The following is a 21681-nucleotide window of genomic DNA, read 5'->3' on the forward strand; positions in this document are numbered from 1 at the left end:
TCAGCGATGACCTCGAATCTCGACAGTGCGGCGAAGAAGCTGCGCAAGAATGTCTCCGGTGCGTCCGGTGAGGCCGCCTCGGTGTCACCGCTGCAGAAGGCGGCGCAGGGCCTGCTCGGCACCGTGACCGACAAGGCGTTATCCACCGTCTCGGACAAGGTGGCGGGCGCGACCGGCCGGCTGACCGACTACGCCGAGGGCGGCGGTGGCAGCCTACTGTCCGCGGTCACCGGCAACGGCAACGGCAACGGCAACGGTGACGGGAACGAGAAGGGCGACGGCAAGTCACTGTTCTCCGGGCTGACCGACAAGGTAAAGGACACGGCGTCGAATCTGAAGGACGCGGTCACCGGCGGCGGTGGTGGCGGTAAGGGCAAGAAGCTCAAGTTGACCAACATCGTCGAAACGATCGATGTCGGTGTCCCGGTCCAACTGGCGTACAACCAGTGGACCCAGTTCGCCGACTTCCCCTCGTTCATGAAGAAGGTCGAACGAGTGGAGCAGGAAGCGGACGAGAAACTGGAATGGAAGGCGCAGATCTTCCTGTCGCATCGAACCTGGGAGGCGTCGATCCTCGAGCAGGTTCCCGATGAGCGGATCGTGTGGCGGTCGAAGGGCGCCAAGGGCTTCATCGACGGTGCGGTGACGTTCCACGAGGTGACTCCCGATCTCACCCGCATCGTTCTGATCCTCGAGTATCACCCGAAGGGCTTGTTCGAGAAGACGGGAAACCTGTGGCGGGCGCAGGGTCGGCGAGCGCGCTTGGAGTTGAAGCACTTCGGACGCCACGTCATGACCCAGTCCGTTCTCCATCCCGACGAGATAGAGGGGTGGCGCGGAGAAATCCGGGACGGCAAGGTCGTCGAGCCCGAGGAAGTGGAACCAGAAGACGAGCAGGACGAAGCGCAGCCGGACGAGGGCGAAGAGGACGAGACCGAGGAGCCCGCTGAAACAGACGAGACCGGGGGCGAGTACGAGGAGCCGGAGGAAACGGACGAAGGCGAGGAGCCGGAGGAAACAGGGGAGGACGAGGCCGAGGAAACGGACGAGTACGAGGAACCCGAGGAGGACACCGAGGAGCCGGAGGAAACAGACGAGACCGAGGCTGAGGAGCCCGAGGAGGAGGCTGAGGAGCCCGAAGAGGAGACCGAGGAGGCATCACCGCCGCCAGCACGTCGTGGCCGCCCGCGTAAGACCGCGGCCGCGAGTGAGGACAAGGCGCCGGCACGCCGGGGTCGCCCGCGCAAGACGGCGGCCGCGAGTGAGGACAAGGCGCCGGCACGCCGTGGCCGCCCACGCAAGACCGCGGCCAAGTCCGCCGGTTCGAAGCAAGGAGCGCGGCGATGACGTCGATACAACCCGCAGGTCGTGGCGGTGGCGGCGGCGGAGTCAGCGGCGGGCCCAGCTCGAGCAGCCTCGCCGACGTCATCGACACCATCTTGGACAAGGGCCTCGTGATCGACGCGTACGTGCGCGTGTCGCTGGTCGGCATCGAGCTGCTGACGATCGACGCCCGCGTCGTTGTCGCCAGCGTCGACACCTACCTGCGGTTCGCGGAAGCGGTGAACCGGCTCGAGATCGGCAGCGAGCCCAAGGGGCTGACGGACCTGGCTGGAGGCGGCGATGGCGACTCTGAATCGAAAACCCAGGGCGCACTCGGAGCCGCCGGCGAAAAACTCGGCGACCTCCTCGGCGGCGGACAGGAAGAACCTCAGCGCGAACGGGTTTCACGCAAGTCCACTCGCGAGGACAAGTGATGTCAAATCGTCCCGCTGGTCGTCTGCGCGACACCGGCGACGGCGCGCAGAAACGTCGGAACAGAACACCAACGACACCCGAGGAGCCACGTCCCAACGGTGTCTACGTGTACGGCATCGTGCCGACCGGTGACCGGCGTCCGAGGAGCCGACCGGTCGGACCGTTTCGCGCAGGGGTGGGCGCGTCGAATTACTCAGTCCTTAGCGGTCTCTGCTGGATTGAGCGTCCGGGGTTCCTGGGGTAGTCCGGTAGGCCGCACGTACATCTCCATTTCGGTTCTGCACCGGGACGAGCTGGACGCGGCGAGAGCGCCGAGCGGGCCGAGAAACGACCGGTACCGCCACGCGTCACCGAGCCGCCCGCACGCGGTGTTGCGGGAGGGGCGAGAGCGGGGCAGGGAGGAGCGAGGAGATGACCACAGCGGGCGGGCCGAGTTCGAGCAGTCTGGCCGACGTCATTGACACCATCTTGGACAAGGGCCTGGTCATCGACGCATACGTGCGGGTCTCGCTGGTCGGTATCGAACTGCTGACCATCGACGCCCGGGTCGTGGTCGCCAGTGTCGACACCTATCTGCGATTCGCGGAGGCGGCGAACCGGCTGGCGATCGGCAGCGAGCCGAAGGGGCTGTCCGATCTGGTGTCGGGCGGGACGGAGAAGATTGCGAAGTCGAAGACGAAGAGTGCGATCGAGGAGAAGCTCGGCGGGCTGCTGGGCGGGCAAGAGGAACCGGAACGGGAACGGGCGTCGCGCAAGTCGACTCGAGGTGACAGGTGATGGTTACGGAGCAGACGAAGAACCAGCAGAGCGAGAACACAGAGAAGTCGGACAAGAGGCAGACGACGGGGGTGTACGTCTACGGCATCGTCCCGGCCGACGTCGAACCCGGGGGCGACGCGACCGGGGTCGCCGACGGGAAGGTGGACGTCGTCACGGACGGTGACATCGCCGCCCTGGTCAGCGAAATATCCGTGAACCGTCCACTGGGCAGACCCGAAGACCTCCGTGCTCACGCGAACGTGCTGGACGGGACGTCCCGGGTGGCGGCGGTGCTGCCGCTGCGGTTCGGTGCGGTGCTCACCGACGCCGACGCCGTGAAGGAGGAACTGCTTTCGGCGCATGCGGACGAGTTCGCGGCGGCCCTTCAACAACTGGAGGGCAAGGCCCAGTACGTGGTGAAGGGCCGGTACGTGGAGCAGGTGATCCTGCGGGAGATCCTCGACGAAAACGAGCAGGCGGCGCAGTTGCGTGACGAAATCCGGGACAAGTCGGAGGACGCCGGCCGCCAGGCGCGGATGGCGCTCGGGGAACTGGTGAACAACGCGATCGCCGGCACGCGCGAGGAAGACACCCGCAAGACGGTCGAGGCCCTGGGCGACCTCACCGACTCCGTCAACCGCCGCGAACCCACGCACGAGGAGGAGGCCGTGCACGTGGCGGTCCTCGTCGACGTGGACCGGCAGGACGGACTGGAGCGGGCGGTGGGAGCGCCGGCCGAGGAGTGGGACGGCCGGGTCGAGATAAAGCTGCTCGGGCCCATGGCCGCCTACGACTTCGTGGTCACCCAGAATCCGGCGGGGCAGGGCTGAACCAAGATGCGCGATCAACTCCCCGACCACGTCGAGGTCCCACAGCCCTGAAGCACCCCACAGCACCGGGCGTCTCGAACCACGCCGGCGGTGAAGGCGATCGAGGACGATCGCCAGGCGCACTCAGTACGAGGCCGGCGATCGCCACACCCTCACCCCGAAGGCGCGCGAAGGTCGCGGCCGTGCTGGTGCGGGCGGGCTTGGTCACGACCCGCTCCTCAACAGCGACCGGGCGGTCGTCGACCCCGAGCTCCATCCGCGCGGGTCGCCATCGCGTCCCGGGCCGGTCAGTGGTCTGCTCATCGCTTACCTCCGTGCGCGGGAGCGGCGCGCAGGTTTCGAAAAGAAACGTCCTTCACGTGAGGCCGCTCGGGCTCCGGCGTCTCCGCGGGCGAACGTCGTCACTTACCGGCCCGTGAATCGATACAGTCCCGAAGATGGCGCCAGTCCACCATCAGGATCGGCGGCGGCAGCACCGAGACGCTCGCACTCAACTCGCCCCGCCCGGGGAGCCGGGCGAGGAACTCCTCGCCCGGGCGGTGACTGCCGCCCTGACACAGGGCGCGTCCTGGGCGCAGATCGGCGCACGGCTCGGGGTTCCCGATCTCTGCGCACCGGACCGCGAGTGTTCCGACCGTCAGGGGCAGGACGCGATCGTCGACCACAAAAACGCGCGACACGTGCAGCGGCTGTGCCGGGCGCTCGGGATCTCCCGCTCGGGTCCCTACAAGCACCTGGCTACTGAGCCGGCCCGGGTCGAGCGCCAGGCCGACGAGGCCACGACGGTCGCCGAGAGCCGCGCCATCCATACCGAGCAGCGCAGCGCGTACGGCGCTCCCGCCCGCATGCCGAACTCCGGTCCTGCGGACGCAGGATCAACCGCAAGCGGGTGGCCCGGCTGATGCGAATCCACCACGTCGTGGGCCGGCACCTGCGCCGCAGCAAGCGCACGACGATCGCGGACAAGTCGGCGCCAGCCGTCCCGGACCTGATCAGATAGTGGTGGATTCCCTGATCCTGGTGCGCTTGATCATCTGCCGCTCCTGATGGGGGCGCTAACCAACCCGGCGGAGCTGGCGCTGGCCGATGTCGAGTCGCAACTAACTGGCTCCGTCGCCGAGATAGGTGTTGAGAACTCGTGCAATGTCCGCCAAAGCTCGCGGCGTGGTCATGTGAATGTGCGTGGCATCGATGGGATAGTACTTGAGGGAACCGGATATGTATGGCTTCCAGCAGCTGTCGGCAAGCTCTTCGGTCATGCCGTCGGCTGCAGCGGCGGCGAAATAGACCACGTCTCCGTCGAACGCGGGGGGTTGATAATTGGCGACCAGCCGTGGCGCGTCATTGAATGATGCGACGATCCGCTTCACATGTGATGACTGGAGAAACTCGAATGCTCCAGTCCGCATGTGGATCAGTTCGGTCGCGTGTTCAGGCGACATGGGTGCTCCCGCGGCATCGAAGTCTTCGGCATCGAATCCAATCAGATCGGATAGCTCGACCAGAATGTCTCTTACGGTGAATTCTGGGGCCGCAGCCGATTCCGCTTCGCGTAACCGGCTGTCCAGCATCGCTAGCAGTGAGACCCTTTGCCCCAGATGGCGAAACCGTGTGGCTACGGCGTGGGCGATGACTCCGCCCAATGACCAGCCGAGTAGGTGATATGGGCCGTGTGGTTGCACGGCCTGGATCTCCCGGACGTACTGCTCCACCAGCTGCTCGATCGACCGGGGATGCGGGTCATCTTCGACAAGTTCGGGGGACTGGAGCCCGTACATTCGCCGTCCCGGTTGGATATGTGGAGCCAAACCTGCGTAACACCAAGCTAATCCGCTGGCTGGGTGTATGCAATAGATAGGGTCTGAATTCCCGGTTGATCTGATCGGCAACAGGACGTCGAACGCCGAAGGTCCGGTCGGTGCAAGATGTGTCGAATCGTCGGAGACTGCCTCGACTTTACTGGCGATCGACTCCACCGTGGAGTCAGCAAAGAGCCACGTAACTTGGATCTCGACGCCGAGAGCCTCTCGCAGCCGCGCACTGACCCGGGTGGCGAGCAGCGAGTTGCCGCCGAGGGTGAAGAAGTCGTCGTCGAGTCCGACCCGCTCGTGGCCGAGGACGTCGGCGAAGATGTCGGCGACGATTCCTTCCACAGCGGTGGTCGGTGGCCGGTACTGGGGTGTTGGTAGTACGGGTGCGGGGAGTGCGCGGCGGTCGATCTTGCCGTTGGTGGTCAGGGGTAGTGCGTCGAGGATGGTGATGGGGTTGGGCAGCATGTAGTCGGGGAGGTGTTCGGCGGCGAAGGTGTGGATGGCGGTGGGGTCGACGTGGGCGCCTGGGGTGGGCACGACGTAGGCCACCAGTTGTTCGGTGGCTGGGCCTTTGTGTACCGTCACCGCGGCGTGGGTGATGTCGGGGTGGGTGGTGAGGGTGGCTTCGATTTCGCCGAGTTCGATGCGGTGGCCGCGGATTTTGACTTGGAGGTCGCGGCGGCCGAGGAATTCGAGGGTGCCGTCGGGGTGCCAGCGGACGAGGTCGCCGGTGCGGTACATGCGTTGGCCGGGTGGGCCGTAGGGGTTGGCGACGAAGCGTTCGGCGGTCAGGGCGGGTCGGCCGTGATATCCCCGGGCGAGTTGGATCCCGGCCAGGTGCAGTTCTCCGGTCACGCCGATCGGTACCGGATGTAAGCGGTGGTCCAGTACGTAGGCGTGGCAGTTGGTCTGGGGTGTGCCGATGGGTACCACTGACTCTTCGGGCTGGGTGCAGCGATGACAGATGACGCTGACGGTGGTTTCGGTGGGCCCGTACTGGTTCCACACCGTCGCCGGACCGAACTGCGCCAACTGCGCGACCGTCTGCCCGGACAGCATTTCACCGCCGAGGTAGACCACCTTCAGCCCACCGAGAGCGTCCGACGACCGGCTCGCCATCAGACTGGTTAGCACTGTTGGCACGGACGCCATGTGGGTGACCTTCTGAGCCCGGATGAGTTTGGCCAGGTAGTCGGGGTCGCGTTGGCCGTCGGGCCCTGCCAACACCACGCATCCGCCGACCTGCAGCGGTGCGAAGAGGTCGGGGGTGGAGGCGTCGAAGGTCACCGCGTTGCTCTGCAGGAGGCGGTCACCGGCGCGGTGATCGAACGCCTCCACCACCCACCGAACCTGATTGGTGATTGCGGTGTGGGCCACGGTCACCCCCTTCGGGCGGCCGGTCGATCCCGAGGTGAACATCACGTATGCCGTGTTCTGTGGGCGCAGTGGTGCGCGGCGGTCGGCGTCGGTCACCGGCGCCGCGGACATCCGTGACAGATCGATGGTGTCGGTGTGGAGGACCGGTACCGGGTCCGGCAGATCGATGTGGTCGTCGTGGGTGGTGGTCAGCATGCAGGTTGGTTGTGCCACTGCGAGAATGAAGTGGGTGCGTTCGGCTGGGTGGTCGGGGTCGATGGGTAGATATGCTCCACCGGCGGTGAGGGTAGCGTAGACTCCGACGACGAAGTCGAGGGAGCGGCGCATCCGCAGTGCCACGATGGTTTCCGGGCCTACTCCTTCTGTGATCAGGTGTCGGGCGAGACGGTTGACGCGTGCGTTGAACTCGGCGTAGGACAGGCACCGGTCCCCATCCACCACCGCGGGCGCGTCGGGTGTGCGGGCGGCCTGCGCACCGAATATCGACACCAGTGTGTCGGTGGTTGGAGCATGATCGGTGTGGTTCCAGTCCGCGAGGATCAGCTGTTTTTCGGTGGGGTCGAGGAGGTCGATGTCGCCGACCGGGCTGTCGGGATCGGCGACCGCAGCGTCGAGGAGTCGGGTGAACCGGTCGGCGAAGCCGCGGACGGTGTCCTCGTCGAACAGGTCGGCTGTGTAGGTGAACGCTGCGTTCAGCCCGGTGGGTGCGCCCTTGTCATAATAACGTTCGCTGATGGTGAGGGTCAGGTCGAACTGGGTGGCGGCGTGGTCGATGTCCTCGATACGGGCGTTCAGCCCAGCCAATTCCAGTTTCGGGTGCTCCTGGTTCTGGAGGACGAGCATCACCTGGAACAGTGGGTGTCGGGTGGTCGATCGTGCCGGGTTGAGGGCCTGTACCACCCGTTCGAACGGCACGTCGGCGTGCTCGAACGCGGCCAGGTCGGTTTCCCGGACCGTCGAGAGCAGCGTGGTGAAGTTGCTGGCGCCGTCGACCGGGGTTCGCAGCACTAGTGTGTTGACGAACATGCCGACCAGGTCGTCGAGGGCTGGGTCGCCGCGGCCGGCGACAGGGGTGCCGATCGCGATATCGCCGGTGCCCGACATCCGGGCCAGGAACACCGCGAACGCGGTGTGCAGCACCATGAACAACGTCGCGGAGTGTTCTCGTGCGATCTCAATGAGCGAGAGGTGGGTCTCTGCGCCGAGTGTAAACGCGTGTGTCCGTCCACGGTGCGACACCATGGGCTGGGTGCGGTCACGCGGCAATTCGAGCTGATCCGGTAGCCCGGTGAGTGTGGAACGCCAGTAGGTCAGCTGCTGTGCGAGAACCGAGTTCGGGTCGTCGTCGGACCCGAGGAGTTCGCGTTGCCACAGGGTGTAGTCGGCGTACTGAACCGCTAGCGGTGGCCACGATGGCGGGTGTCCGCCTGTGCGGGCCGTGTAGGCGGCCATGAGATCCCGGGCCAGCGGGGCGATCGAGGAGCCGTCGGCGCAGATGTGGTGCAGCACCACGGCGAGCACATGCTGATCGTCGGCTGTCTCGAACAAGGCGGCCCGCACCGGCACCGAGGTGGTGACGTCGAACTCGGCCGAGGCCATCGCGGTCAGCCGCGCGGCGAGTTCGTTCTCGGTCACGGCGGCGGTGACGAATCCGCCGCTGACCTCTGCCGCCGGGACAACCACTTGGTGCGGGCCGGTGTCGGATTCGGGGTAGATCGTCCGCAGGGTCTCATGTCGGTCCACGACGTCTGCGATCGCTGCCAGCAGTGCGGCCGTGTCCATGGTTCCCGACAGGCGCAGGGCGAATGGGATGTTGTAGACCGGTGAGTGTGGGTCGAATCGGTTGAGGAACCAGATCCGTTGCTGTGCATACGATAGCGGTATGTGTTCGGGCCGGGTCCGCGGCAGCAGCGGTGCGCGTGCGCCCGTAGCCGTCCGGGACTCGAGCCACTTCGACAGTGCCTGCACCGACGATGCCTCGAACAACACCCGCATCGGCACCCGCACATCCAACGTCACACCCAGCCGCGACACCGCCTGCGTCGCAAGCAGCGAGTTGCCGCCGAGGGTGAAGAAGTCGTCGTCGAGTCCGACCCGTTCGCGGCCGAGGACGTCGGCGAACACCCCGGCAACGACACCCTCCACCACCGTCATCGGCGCCCGGTATTGTGGCGCCGGCAACACCGGTACCGGCAACGCCCGCCGATCCACCTTCCCACTCGCCGTCAACGGCAACCGATCGACGACGGTTATCGGCGAGGGCACCATGTAGTCGGGGAGGCGGTCCGCGACCATCGCGCGGACACGAGCCGGGTCGAGGTGGGCGCCGTCACGGGAGACGACGTAGCCGACCAACCGGTCCCCGGTGTGGTGATCGTGGTGCACCGCGGCGGCAGCCTGGGTGACGTCGGGATCAGCCGCCAGAGTTGCTTCGATTTCGCCGAGTTCGATGCGGTGGCCGCGGATTTTGACTTGGAGGTCGCGGCGGCCGAGGAATTCGAGGTTGCCGTCGGGGTGCCAGCGGACGAGGTCGCCGGTGCGGTACATGCGTTCGCGGGGTGGGCCGTAGGGGTTGGCGACGAAGTGTTCGGCGGTCAGTCCGGGCGCGCCGTGATAACCCCGCGCCAGCTGCACCCCAGCCACATACAACTCGCCCACCACCCCTACCGGCACCGGATGCAAGCGGCGGTCCAACACGTAGGCGTGGCAGTTGGTCTGGGGTGTGCCGATGGGTACCACTGACTCTTCGGGCTGGGTGCAGCGGTGACAGATGACGCTGACGGTGGTTTCGGTGGGCCCGTACTGGTTCCATACCGTTGCCGGACCGGACTGGGTCAATCGCGTCACCGTGCGCCCGGACAGTGTTTCACCGCCGAGGTAGATCACCCGCACACTGCGGAGAACGTCGGGTGGTCGGCTGGCCATCAGGGCGGTCAGCACGGTCGGTACCGAGGACATGTGGGTAATCGCCTGGGTGTGAATGAGTTCGGCGAGGTAGTCGGGGTCGCGTTGGCCGTCGGGCCCTGCCAACACCACGCATCCGCCGACCTGCAGCGGAGCGAAGAGGTCGGGGGTCGACGCGTCGAAGGTCACCGCGTTGCTCTGCAAAAGACGGTCACCGAAGCCGTAATCTGACGCAACCCACTGCACCTCGTTGGCGATCGCGCTGTGGGCCACGGTCACCCCCTTCGGGCGGCCGGTCGATCCCGAGGTGAACATCACGTATGCCGTGCTCTGTGGGCGCAGTGGTGCACGACGGTCCGCATCGGTCACCGGCGCCGCGGACATCCGTGACAGATCGATGGTGTCGGTGTGGAGGACCGGTACCGGGTCCGGCAGATCGATGTGGTCGTCGTGGGTGGTGGTCAGCATGCAGGTTGGTTGTGCCACTGCGAGAATGAAGTGGGTGCGTTCGGCTGGGTGGTCGGGGTCGATGGGTAGGTAAGCCCCACCGGCGGTGAGGGTAGCGTAGACTCCGACGACGAAGTCGAGGGAGCGGCGCATCCGCAGTGCCACGATGGTTTCCGGGCCTACTCCTTCTGTGATCAGGTGTCGGGCGAGACGGTTGACGCGTGCGTTGAACTCGGCGTAGGACAGGCACCGGTCCCCATCCACCACCGCGGGCGCGTCGGGTGTGCGGGCGGCCTGCGCACCGAATATCGACACCAGTGTGTCGGTGGTTGGAGCATGATCGGTGTGGTTCCAGTCCGCGAGGATCAGCTGTTTTTCGGTGGGGTCGAGGAGGTCGATGTCGCCGACCGGGCTGTCGGGATCGGCGACCGCAGCGTCGAGGAGTCGGGTGAACCGGTCGGCGAAGCCGCGGACGGTGTCCTCGTCGAACAGGTCGGCTGTGTAGGTGAACGCTGCGTTCAGCCCGGTGGGTGCGCCCTTGTCATAATAACGTTCGCTGATGGTGAGGGTCAGGTCGAACTGGGTGGCGGCGTGGTCGATGTCCTCGATACGGGCGTTCAGCCCAGCCAATTCCAGTTTCGGGTGCTCCCCGTTCTGGAGGACGAGCATCACCTGGAACAGTGGATGTCGGGTGGTCGATCGTGCCGGGTTGAGGGCCTGTACCACCCGTTCGAACGGCACGTCGGCGTGCTCGAACGCGGCCAGGTCGGTTTCCCGGACCGTCGAGAGCAGGTCGGTGAAGTTGCTGGCGCCGTCGACCGGGGTTCGCAGCACTAGTGTGTTGACGAACATGCCGACCAGGTCGTCGAGGGCTGGGTCGCCGCGGCCGGCGACAGGGGTGCCGATCGCGATATCGCCGGTGCCCGATATCCGGGCCAGGAACACCGCGAACGCGGTGTGCAGCACCATGAACACGGTCGCGGTGTGCTGTCGTGCTAGTGCGGCTGCCGCGCCGTGGGTGCGTGCGTCGATGGTGAACGTGTGTGTTCGTCCACGGCGGGTGACGGCAGACCGTGTTCTGTTCCCGGGCAGCTCGAGCTGTTCCGGTAGACCATCCAAAGTCGTGCGCCAGTAGGTCAGCTGCTGTGCGAGCGACGAATCGGGGTCGTCCTCGGACCCGAGTAGTTCGCGTTGCCACAGGGTGTAGTCGGCGTACTGGACCGCCAGCGGTGGCCACGATGGCGGGTGTCCGCCTGTGCGGGCCGTATAGGCGGCCATGAGATCCCGGGCCAGCGGCCCGATCGAGGAGCCGTCGGCGCAGATGTGGTGCAGCACCACGGCGAGCACATGCTCATCGTCGGCCGTCTCGAACAAGGCGGCCCGCACCGGCACCGATTCTGTGACATCGAACCCGGCCGAGGCCATCGCGGTCAGCCGCGCGGCGAGTTCGTTCTCGGTCACGGCGGCGGTGACGAATCCGCCGCTGACCTCCGCCGCCGGGACAACCACTTGGTGCGGGCCGGTGTCGGATTCGGGGTAGATCGTCCGCAGGGTCTCATGTCGGTCCACGACGTCTGCGATCGCTGCCAGCAGTGCGGCCGTGTCCATGGTTCCCGACAGGCGCAGGGCGAATGGGATGTTGTAGACCGGTAAGTGTGGGTCGAACCGGTTGAGGAACCAGATCCGTTGCTGTGCATACGATAGCGGGATGTGTTCGGGCCGGGTCCGCGGCAGCAGCGGTGCGCGTGCGCCCGTAGCCGTCCGGGACTCGAGCCACTTCGACAGTGCCTGCACCGACGATGCCTCGAACAACACCCGCATCGGCACCCGCACATCCAACGTCACACCCAGCCGCGACACCGCCTGCGTCGCAAGCAGCGAGTTGCCGCCGAGGGTGAAGAAGTCGTCGTCGAGTCCGACCCGCTCGTGGCCGAGGACGTCGGCGAAGATGCCGGCGACGATTCCTTCCACAGCGGTGGTCGGTGGCCGGTACTGGGGTGTTGGTAGTACGGGTGCGGGGAGTGCGCGGCGGTCGATCTTGCCGTTGGTGGTCAGGGGTAGTGCGTCGAGGATGGTGATGGGGTTGGGCAGCATGTAGTCGGGTAGGTGTTCGGCGGCGAAGGTGTGGATGGCGGTGGGGTCGACGTGGGCGCCTGGGGTGGGCACGACGTAGGCCACCAGTTGTTCGGTGGCTGGGCCTTTGTGTACCGTCACCGCGGCGTGGGTGATGTCGGGGTGGGTGGTGAGGGTGGCTTCGATTTCGCCGAGTTCGATGCGGTGGCCGCGGATTTTGACTTGGAGGTCGCGGCGGCCGAGGAATTCGAGGGTGCCGTCGGGGTGCCAGCGGACGAGGTCGCCGGTGCGGTACATGCGTTGGCCGGGTGGGCCGTAGGGGTTGGCGACGAAGTGTTCGGCGGTGTGTGCGGGCTGGTTCTGGTATCCGCGGGCGAGTTGGATCCCGGCCAGGTGCAGTTCTGCGGTCACGCCGGTGGGGACGGGGCGGAGTCGGTCGTCGAGGACGTAGGCGTGGGTGCCGCGGATCGGGCCGCCGATGGTGACCGGGCCACCGGGTGGCAGTGGTCCGCTGCAGTTGCTCATCACGGTCGTCTCGGTGGGGCCGTAGCCGTTGAAGAAGCGGCGGGGGGCGTGGGTGCGGGAGGTGTCGGTGTTTGTGGCCCAGCGGGTGAGCAGGTCGGGGGTGCAGGCCTCGCCGGCCGAGAGGACGGTGTGCAGGGTGTGGAGGTGGGTGGGGTCCATCGTGGCCAGTGCGGCCGGTGTGATCACGGCGTGGGTGACGTGGTTGTGGTGGAGGAGTTGGGTGAGTTCGTCGCCGCCGAAGACGGTGGGTGGGGCGATGACCATGGTGGCGCTGGATCCGGCGGCGAGGAGCAGTTCGAAGACCGAGGCGTCGAAGCTCGGTGATGCCACGGCCAGGGTGCGGGAGTCGGGGGTGGTGGTGAATCGTTCGCGTTGTTCGGCGGCGAGGTTGGCCAGCCCTTGGTGGGTGACGGCGACGCCTTTGGGGGTGCCGGTGGAGCCGGAGGTGTAGAGCAGGTAGGCGGTGTTGGTGGTGTGCAGGGGTCGGAGTCGGTCGTCGTCGGTGATCGGACCTGAATCCATGGTGTTGCATCGGGTTTCGAAGTCGGGGGTGTCGATGACGAGCCACGGCAGTGGTCCGGGCAGGGTTGTGGCGTGTGGGGTGGCGGTCAATCCGAGTGCGGCTCGGGAGTCCGAGAGCATGTGGGTGATGCGGTCTTTCGGGTAGTTCGGGTCGATCGGGAGGAACGCGGCGCCGGTTTTGGTGGTCGCCCAGACTGCGAGGACCGCGTCGGGGGAGCGGGGCAGTGCGATGGCGACGGTGTCTTCGGTGCCGATGCCTTCGGCGATGAGGATCCGTGCCAGCTGGGAGGATGCGGTGTCGAGTTGTTGGTAGGACAGGTGGTGGTCTTCGTATAGCACCGCGGGTGTGGTGCGGTCGTGTGTGGCGGCGGTGGTGAGCAGTTGGGGCAGTGTCGTGGCGGGGTGTTCGGGGCCGCCGGTGTGGTCGAGCAGGTTCCGTCGTTCGTCGGCGTCGAGGATGTCGAGGTCACCGACCCGACTCCCCACATCGGCAGAAAGGAAGCGTTCGAGAAAGGACAACAAGCGGTGGTGATGACGATCGAGAACGTCGCCGTCGTACAGGCTCGGGTTGGCCTGGAAGTCGATGTGCGTCGTGGTGCCCCCCACGCTCGGGTAGATGTTGACGAAAAGATCGTCGACGAGCCCGGAGGTCAACACATGTAGTCGGCCCAAGTGGGGGCCCAGCCGGATCTCACGGTCGGCCGGCATGATGTTGAGAGTCGGACCAAACGAGCGAATTCGGCTGATGTCCCTGCCGAGATCGCGGCAGATGTCCTCGCGCCGGTACCGCTGCCGTCGCAGCGCCCCGGTCAACTCGAGCTGGGCGGACTTGATCAGTGTCCCGATCGTCACGTCCGGGCCCACCTCGAGTTGTAGCGGTACGACATTGGCCACCATCCCACCTGAGCGTCGCAGCGGTGCGGTCGTTCGGGCCGAAACCGGCAGACTGAGTACGATGTCCGATCTGCCTGTCATCCGGCACAGGTAGCCGGCAAGAGCAGCGACCAAGACCGGCGCCGCACTCGAGTTGTGCTTCGCGACGACCGACTCGAGCATTGAGGCTACGTCGTGTGACAAGGCCGCGCTGGCCACTCGCGGATGCGCCTTGACGGGCGCCGACCGCCCGGCCAGGCTCGCAGGCTCCGGCAGTCCCATGGTCCGTTCCGCCCAGTACCGCCGATCCTCTTCGAAGCGATCCGAGTTCCGGTAGGCAGCATCGAGTTCAACGATCTGCGCGAGGTCCAGCACGCGGAGCGGCGGGGCGTCGACACCGGCAAATGCGGCCGAATACAACTCGGCAATACGCTGCACCAGATTCATGGCGCCGTAGCCGTCGAGCGCGATGTGGTGAATGCGTGAGTACCAGTAGTGGTGCCGGTCACCGATCCGGAGAATGGCCGAGACTGCGAGCGCATCCCGGAGGAGGTCTATCGGGGTGCTGAACTCCCGGCGCATCCACTGCTGCGCGGCGACCCTCGGGTCGTTCTCCGCGCGAAAGTCGATTCGCCGGAGCCCGTCGTCGGAAGAATCGTCGACCAGTTGATACAGCTCACCGTCGTGATCGACCAGGCGTAAGAACCCCGAACCGAACTCCCTGGCGGCGACGCGACTGGTCGCCTCGAGTAAATCGATATCCAACTCGCCGAAGACCTCGACGTACTGCGCGATCGTGATCGGGAGCTCGCCGGCCAGTTGCTGGGCGAACCAGATGCCCTTTTGCGCGGCAGACAAACGGCACGCCTTCGACGGAAGACGGTTCCCCGAGCGCTTTTCAACTCCTGGAACCCGTGGCGGGACGGCGTCCACGACTGTTCTCCGATCTGCTCTTTGCGCCAGGATGCGTGCAGGGGTTGGGCTCGGGCCCGACCTCGGTGTGTTGGGGCGGCATCGAGGTCCGCGCGCAGGTGGTGTAGATCGCTTCTCCGGCGTGGTCGAAATATGTTGCCACGTTGGCGAAGCACTTGTTCTCGTCGAGTAGTGCGAGCACTGTCGTGTAGCGGTCGGGACGGTGCTCGACGACGAGGTTGCCGCCCGCGTGCAGGAGCCGTGCCGCCGCAACAATGGTTTGCCGGGCGAGCTTCAACCCCTCTGTACCACCGACCAAGGCCCCTCGGTGGTACTCGCTGCGCTGCAAGGGAAATTCGTTGTCGTCGGGAATGCACGGTGGACGTGCGAGGACCAGATCTGCCGTTCCGTCCAGGCCGGACAACAGATTGGGCGCGGTGACGGCGGCTTCGTGAAGCACGATCGGGCTCCCACCGAGGCGGATCTGACGTTCGATGTTGCGTCGCGCCACGTTCAGGGCTGCCGGATCCACATCCACGGCGTGTACACCGGCATCGGCTCGGGCATGCGCGATCGCCAGGGCGATTGCTCCGGAACCGGTGCACAGGTCCACGACCACTGGAGCCGTGATACGTGAAATATCGGCGAGGGCCTCGGCAAGTACAAGTTCGGCATTTGCCTGGGGCGCCGGCATACCGGGGCGGACCCATACCTCTACACCGCCCACTTCGGCCCGCGAGAGTCGCCCGGCTCGATCGATGGTGTCACTCAAGGTCGGCGGACCAACGTGGTGGGCGAGGGCGGGCGATCTGCCGGCGCTGATCGTGAGGGCCCTGCGCATGGCGGCCGCCTTGACCAGGGTCTCGATGAACTCTTCGTCGGGGTCGGACAACGCGACGATGGCGCCCCCGATCCCGAAGCTCACTGTCCCGCGCCGGGACACCATTGTTCGGATGACGATGCTGAGGTCGGCGGTGCCGTTGATCGACAGCCAGCCGAGGGCGCCCGAGTACACCCCTCGCGGCCCCTCCTCCAGCCGATCGATGATTTCCATGGTGCGTAGCTTTGGTGCTCCGGTCATCGAGCCACCCGGGAAGCAGGCACGCACACACTCGACCGCAGTCGCGTCACTGCGCAGCGTCCCTCGAACCGTCGACACGAGCTGATGGACCGGTGCGTAGGTTTCGACGTCGAACAATCGCGGTACGTGCACCGAACCGGGAGTGCAGACCCGTGAAAGATCGTTGCGCACGAGGTCGACGATCATGAGGTTCTCGGCCCGATCCTTTTCGCTCGTCAGAAGGTCCTGGCGGAGCGCGTCGTCCGTCGCAGCGGTTGCACCCCGCGGTCGGGTGCCCTTGATCGGTTTGGACTCCACGACCCGGTCGGCGCCCACGCGCAGAAACCTCTCGGGGGAGGCGCTGAGTATGTCCGCCGCCTCGAACCTCAGGAGTGCTGCGTACGGCACTGGCGTGATGGATCGGAGGTAGGCAAAGGTTTCGACGGGGTCTATATCGACATCGATCTGGGCGTGGTTCGTCAAGCACACTTCGTACGTTTCGCCGACCCGAATGTTCTCCAAACAGGTACGGATCTTGTCGAGGTAGGTTTCACGGTTGTGGCGCAGCGTCATGCGCGGGTCTGCCGCCGACCTGATGAGCGGCCGGGCGGGAAGCGCATCGTCGGTCGTGACGGGCATCAGGTTGATTACCCGCGCCGTACGGCGCATCCAGTCGCGGGTTCCGGGTTCGTGTGCCTGCTCGCTGAGCGCCAGTAGGTAGCAGCTGCCGTCGACATGGTCGATCACGACTGCGCGGTCGGCGAATACCAGGGCCGCATCGGGTGTGTCCGCGGAGTGTTGTGCACTGCCGTCGGCTTCGGCCTTCAACTCGTAGCCCAGGTAGCCCACGTAGCCCAGATTGAACGAGAACGGCAGGTCTGGTGATCGCGGCACCGCGCGGATCCGCAACTGTTCGTCGAGGTAGTCGAAGAATCGCACGCGTCGTTTGTCGGCCGGAACGCCGGAACGGTGCACTAGGACGGTGCCGTCCGTTACGTCGTACGTAACGTACTCGGCGCGTGGACCAGATGCGTCACCCATGATGGTGAAGCGGGCGTCCGATTCCACGGCGGAGCTGCCATCGAGCCAAAAACTGTCGGGGCCGTCTGCGAACAGGCGCTCATACACCATCTGTGGGTCGACTCGCCGATCTATCCGTCGTGTTTCGACCACGTATGGAGATAGGGTCCGCCGCCGACGTCGTGGCTTCGGGACGGATCCCTTCCGGTGGGTCGGGGTGAGGTCGCGGAAGTTGGCGAGGAGTTCATGTCCATGATCGGTGCAGACCGACTCCGGATGAAATTGCAACCCCCACAGTGGGCGCAGACGGTGCCTTACCCCCATAAGAACCCCGTCGGATGTCCACGCAGTCGCCTCCAGCTCAGCGGGGAGATCTTCGACGGCGAGAGAGTGGTACCGAACGACCGACAGAGGCGAGGGGAGACCCGCGAACAATTCCCTCTGGTCGTGAAATATCTCTGAGTTGCGACCGTGCCTCGGCTCTGGAGCCAAGACGACATGCGCACCGAACAGTTGGCATAAACCCTGGTGACCGAGGCACACTCCTAGTGTGGGAAGCCCACCCTGGAGAATGGCCCGCGAGCTGATGCCGAAGTCGCGTTCGATTGCTGGACGACCGGGCCCCGGAGAGATCACGATGTTGTCGAACTCGGCCAGGTCGATCGCACACCAGTCCACGTCGTTGCGCACCACCGTCGGCGGGCACCCGTTGACGTCGCTGAGAAAGCTGTAGAGGTTGTATGTGAAGGAATCGTAATTGTCGATCAACAACGTCTTGGTAAACATCGTTCGCCCGGCTCTCGGCGCGTGAGGGATGCGACACTGCGTTGTCTCTCGCCGGTGCAACGACTTGATGAGGTCCCTCGAACTTGTGGCAGGAGCATTCGTCTGAGCGTGCACCCTGTGGCGCCCTCCTCCAGCACGGGGAGCTCGTGTGATTCACCGACTGGAGGCGATACGGCCGACGTTGTGGAATGAGGCGCCATGCCGTGAAGTCCGCCCGTCCCGGCGGTGCGGATGATTGCCACCAAGACCTCTCGACGCGTCGGCCCAGTCGGGAGGCTCCGCTACCTGAGGAAAACCGACTATCCGCGCATTAGGGCCGGCGATGCCCGCTCGTGCATTCCTGCTGACAAGCCCGTTGAGGAACAACAGGATATTTGTACCGTCGGTAGGAGGGGTCTGGTGGACATGATCAATCCTTAGAAGGGCTAATTAGCCTGTCTATCAACGCAATCCGCCCAGACCCCGACACGCCGCGCGATGCGCGCACTCCACCTTAAGTCACGAAAGTCCGTGGAAGCAAGATCGTCCAGTCGGCAGTGGTGCACAGAGCAAGTGGTCGGTTTTATGCACCCGGTACATCACATCCCAAAACACCCTCCGTCGCGGAGTGGCCATCGACAGCAGCCGCTTCTGCGCTGCCCGCATACCCCTTCCGGGCTGCGCGGGAGTGGTGTCCCAACCGACGAAGTGGAATCGAGGTGGAACCGGGTCGACGGGCGCTCTCGCCAGTGTGGGGGCGAGGCGGTACCGCGCCGCGTGCCTGATTCCGCCGCGATGTGGTCGATGGTCACGACGGTGGCGACACCGGCGGCCAGGAAGCGCCGGAGTCGGTGCGTTCGGCGATCATGCCGAAATCCGCGCCACCACCATCGTCGGGCAGTGCAGATGAAGTCGGACGTCCCAGCCGGTATTTCGGGCGTCGCAATTTCGTAAAGAGTGAGCTTAGTGTGCAGACCGCACAACGTTTCTCGGTTCCTACTGACAAAGCGCTGGCCGCGGGTGCACCCGCCACTGTCGAGAGGGTGACGTCTCGTTCTATTCGGTGTCGGTGGGGTGTTCCCGTGCGGCGTCGAGGACCTTCTCTCGCATCCATACATCGATGCGTTGGCCGGCCTTGGCGGCCGCGACTGCGCACGACGTGTGTTCGGTGTCGGTCAACCTGATGCTGGTGAGATTCGTCGGTCCTACCGTCTCCGGTGCCCGCCGGGTCTCGGCGATGTGCCGAAGGATGTGCTGGCGCAGTTGGTCGACGTCCATCGATGCGTTCTCGATGAGTAGCCGAGCACCTGTTGATGCGCTGTCGTGGAGGAGGGCTAGCAGGAGGTGTTCGGTGTCGATGTGCTCGTGGCCGAGCAGGGAGGTTTCGCGCAGGCTCTGGTCGAGTACCTTCTTGGCGCGCGGGGTGAACGGGATGTGCCCAGGCCGGTGCGGCTGGGCTTGGCCCATGTCGGGTAGCCGATTGCCGATGACGTCGGCAGAGATGCCCATCGATTCCAGTGTTTTCGCCGCTACCCCGTCACCTTCGGTGATCAGGCCGATCAGGATGTGCTCGGTCCCGACATGGTCGCAGTTCCGGGTCTGGGCTTCGTCGGTGGCCAGGATAAGGACGCGGCGTGCTGGATCGGTGAATTTTTCGAACATCGCTGCTCCAATCGGGTTGGCCGCCGCGCACTGTTCTCATTGCGATCGTCGAGGTGCCTGATCTTTGGCTGCACCGACATCCCCTGCGGCCACAGTCGTCAGGTGGGGCCATTCAACGTCAACCAACCCCAACCCTGGCATAACCCCGCGCCGAACAGGACTGTTTCGTGGCCAGCACGTCGAATATGGGTTGGCCAGGGGCAGAGGGATCCGCAGACCCAGAACGTGCGGCCCATCTGACGCCCGCGCATCGGTGGCAAGATTCGCGTCGTTTTCCGGTGGTTGGCGCGCGGGGAGACATGCAGTGGTGGAGCGGTGCCGTCTGGCGGCTTGAGGTGCGAGGGCAGCCGATCGAGGGCGACGTCGCGCACGGCCGCTGCGCCTACCGTGGGACGTGTCGGCAAGACCCCGGTCGCGCTAGGCGCGCGACCGGGGTCGACCATGCGGTGCCGCGGGCGGCTCATTCGCTGAGCCCCGATCGACTCCCATCAGGTAGCGGGTCCAAAGGTGGTGATGCTGTCGAACGACGCCGGAAGTTCGGCCGGGTAGGTGTCGGCCCGCGAGCGCCAATTGGGCTGTGTCGTGGTGCCCAGGGTCGGGCACTCCCCGAGTATGGGATCAAACGCAGGCCGCCCACCAGCTCGTCGGCCGCAGCTCTCGGGGGCCGGCTGGTAAAACTGGCCGGTGACCGTGACGCCGCCCGGTTCTCGTGCGAGGTATCCCGGGTGTGCGCCGCGCACCCCACCGACGGCCCGTCGGAATACGGCGAGGTGCTCGCGTGGGTGGTCGATGCGATCGTCGACGTGATCATCGCGCGCCTAGGCCCGGCGGGTCCGGGCGAGAGATTCATTCTCGATCTCCGTTTCATCGATGGGGGATACGTCGATGTCGACGACTTGCCGGAATCGGGGCGTTGGGTCCTGCGGACGGTGTCGGCTCTGCTCGGCGGGGATCTCGCGAACGGGGTGCGGTCGCTCACCGCCGCCGAGCAGCAATTCGACACCACCATGCGGGCGGAGACTCTGGCCGACGCCCTCATCTGGCTCGACTTTCTTCTCGATGTCGATCTTCCCGACCCACCCGACGTCATCACCACATAGACCGACTCATCACCCCGCATAGCGAGATATGCCGGGTCGGGGAGGCGGGTTCCGACGCCGGAGTTCCCGGCTGCGGGTGATCTCGCCCCGGGCCGCGAGGGCTGAGTTCCCCGCGGGTGGGACCGCCAATTTTAGTCCTGCGCCCCCGGCCGTGTGTCGGGGTGTTTGTGTGCGGTGAGGAGTAGGTGGTCGAACCGGGCGCGAGACGACGCGGGCAGTGCCGTCTCGGCGGTGAGGACGTCGACGAAGCGTTGGGCGAGGACGCGGAGTTTGGTGTTGGTCTGCTGTGAGCGCCAGGTGAGGATGCCGAAGGCCCGTTCGGAGGTGATGCCGTAGACGAGCATGAGCGCACCCTTCGCCTGCTCGATCACCGCCCGCGACTGTTCGAGTTCGGCGACGGCCTCGGTGAGCGCCGCGTTGAATTCGCGAGGGTCGGTCTCCAACGTTTCGGTGACGTCGATGTAGTACCCGGACGTCCCGATCACGTTGTCATTCTCGTCGAGCATCCGATCGCCGACCACGATGACGTGGTGGATGCGGCGGTCGGTGTCGATGATGCGATGCTTGCTGCTGAACGGCGCACCGGCATGGATCATCTTGTCGAAGAGTGCAGCGACCTGAGCTTGGTCGTCTGGATGCTTGTGCGAGAGCAGAAGTTCGGTGGTGGGGGTGATCTCGCCCGGTTGGTAGCCGTGCATCCGGGCGACGGGATCCGACCATTCCCAGCGCTGGCCGTCGAGGTAGAACCGGAAACTTCCGCCCTGTGGGGGTGCAGTCGAGCCGAGGAGCTCATCACTGTCCACAGCTACACCCGCCGCCCTTGCGGCTCACCCACCTCGCCTCGGACACCACTGCCACAGTATGCCGAGCACCCACACCGGAGTGGGCAGAAATTGTCCACACCGCTGTATCCGACGATGTCGTTATGCCGGAAGGGCAGGTTTCTGCGGTGCCGGGCGGGCCGGGCGGAGGGGACCGCGCCCGCGCGGATCGCAGGGCCGGCTCGGACACGAGTTCGTCGACGCCGACCTGAATGAGCGGGGGGGCGACGGCATGCACCCCCACCTTCGTAGTCGGCCTCCCCGGTCTTATCGAAGGATAAGATCACACCAGCCCGGGTGTGGTGGACGGCCGCCGACACCGGTGCCCCGCTCCCGGGCCTCGCGATCTGCTGTCACCGCTCACGACAGACGTGGTGAGTGACGCACGAAAACACGCCGCACCCCCAGCCGCTGATCGCGGCCGGTTCGACCAGCAGGGCGACGAAGTCTCGGGTGCTACGA

Annotated in this window: 9 protein-coding genes and 1 pseudogene; 6 read left to right on the forward strand and 4 right to left on the reverse strand. The window is 65.7% G+C overall.

Features of this window, described 5'->3' with window-relative positions:
* Positions 1-6 precede the first annotated feature (6 nt).
* The 5 genes and pseudogenes from BLV94_RS01775 to BLV94_RS51945 form a co-directional block, all read left to right on the forward strand.
* Positions 7-1347, forward strand: coding sequence for an SRPBCC family protein (locus BLV94_RS01775; protein ID WP_072947446.1), 1341 nt, complete (start codon positions 7-9; stop codon positions 1345-1347).
* A complete protein-coding gene (gene gvpJ / locus BLV94_RS01780) occupies positions 1344-1757 on the forward strand; it encodes a gas vesicle protein GvpJ (protein WP_072947445.1) in 414 nt (137 codons plus the stop codon). The genes BLV94_RS01775 and gvpJ (BLV94_RS01780) overlap by 4 nt, the downstream gene beginning before the upstream one ends.
* A 412-nt stretch (positions 1758-2169) precedes the next feature.
* Complete coding sequence (gene gvpJ, locus BLV94_RS01785) at positions 2170-2535, forward strand: gas vesicle protein GvpJ (RefSeq protein ID WP_072947444.1); 366 nt, start codon at positions 2170-2172, stop codon at positions 2533-2535.
* Positions 2535-3347 carry a GvpL/GvpF family gas vesicle protein gene (locus BLV94_RS01790; RefSeq protein ID WP_072947443.1) on the forward strand — a complete coding sequence of 271 codons (813 nt, stop codon included), beginning with the start codon at positions 2535-2537 and terminating at the stop codon, positions 3345-3347. Before gvpJ (BLV94_RS01785) ends, BLV94_RS01790 begins: the two co-directional genes overlap by 1 nt.
* Before the next feature lie 478 nt (positions 3348-3825).
* Positions 3826-4341: pseudogene (locus tag BLV94_RS51945) on the forward strand (IS3 family transposase); the annotation flags it as partial.
* 106 nt (positions 4342-4447) lie between these two features.
* Here the strand turns inward: BLV94_RS51945 and BLV94_RS01800 are convergent.
* The 3 genes from BLV94_RS01800 to BLV94_RS01810 form a co-directional block, all read right to left on the reverse strand.
* Positions 4448-14737, reverse strand: coding sequence for a non-ribosomal peptide synthetase (locus tag BLV94_RS01800; protein ID WP_072947442.1), 10290 nt, complete (start codon positions 14735-14737; stop codon positions 4448-4450).
* A gap of 40 nt (positions 14738-14777) precedes the next feature.
* Entirely contained in the window at positions 14778-17657 is a 2880-nt protein-coding gene (gene pabB, locus BLV94_RS01805) for an aminodeoxychorismate synthase component I (RefSeq protein ID WP_072947441.1), read from the reverse strand.
* 1035 nt (positions 17658-18692) lie between these two features.
* Positions 18693-19298, reverse strand: coding sequence for a Clp protease N-terminal domain-containing protein (locus tag BLV94_RS01810; RefSeq protein ID WP_072947440.1), 606 nt, complete (start codon positions 19296-19298; stop codon positions 18693-18695).
* A gap of 725 nt (positions 19299-20023) precedes the next feature.
* Between BLV94_RS01810 and BLV94_RS01815 the strand changes: the two genes are divergently transcribed.
* The gene (locus tag BLV94_RS01815; RefSeq protein ID WP_244163412.1) at positions 20024-20398 is read left to right on the forward strand and encodes a hypothetical protein; all 375 of its coding nucleotides are present in this window, start codon (positions 20024-20026) and stop codon (positions 20396-20398) included.
* A gap of 131 nt (positions 20399-20529) precedes the next feature.
* On the opposite strand, the gene BLV94_RS01820 is transcribed toward BLV94_RS01815, so the two are convergent.
* Positions 20530-21201 carry a PAS and ANTAR domain-containing protein gene (locus BLV94_RS01820; RefSeq protein ID WP_072947439.1) on the reverse strand — a complete coding sequence of 224 codons (672 nt, stop codon included), beginning with the start codon at positions 21199-21201 and terminating at the stop codon, positions 20530-20532.
* Positions 21202-21681: the final 480 nt, after the last annotated feature.

Origin of the sequence: Rhodococcus koreensis (genome assembly GCF_900105905.1) — a bacterium.
Taxonomy (GTDB): domain Bacteria; phylum Actinomycetota; class Actinomycetes; order Mycobacteriales; family Mycobacteriaceae; genus Rhodococcus_F; species Rhodococcus_F koreensis.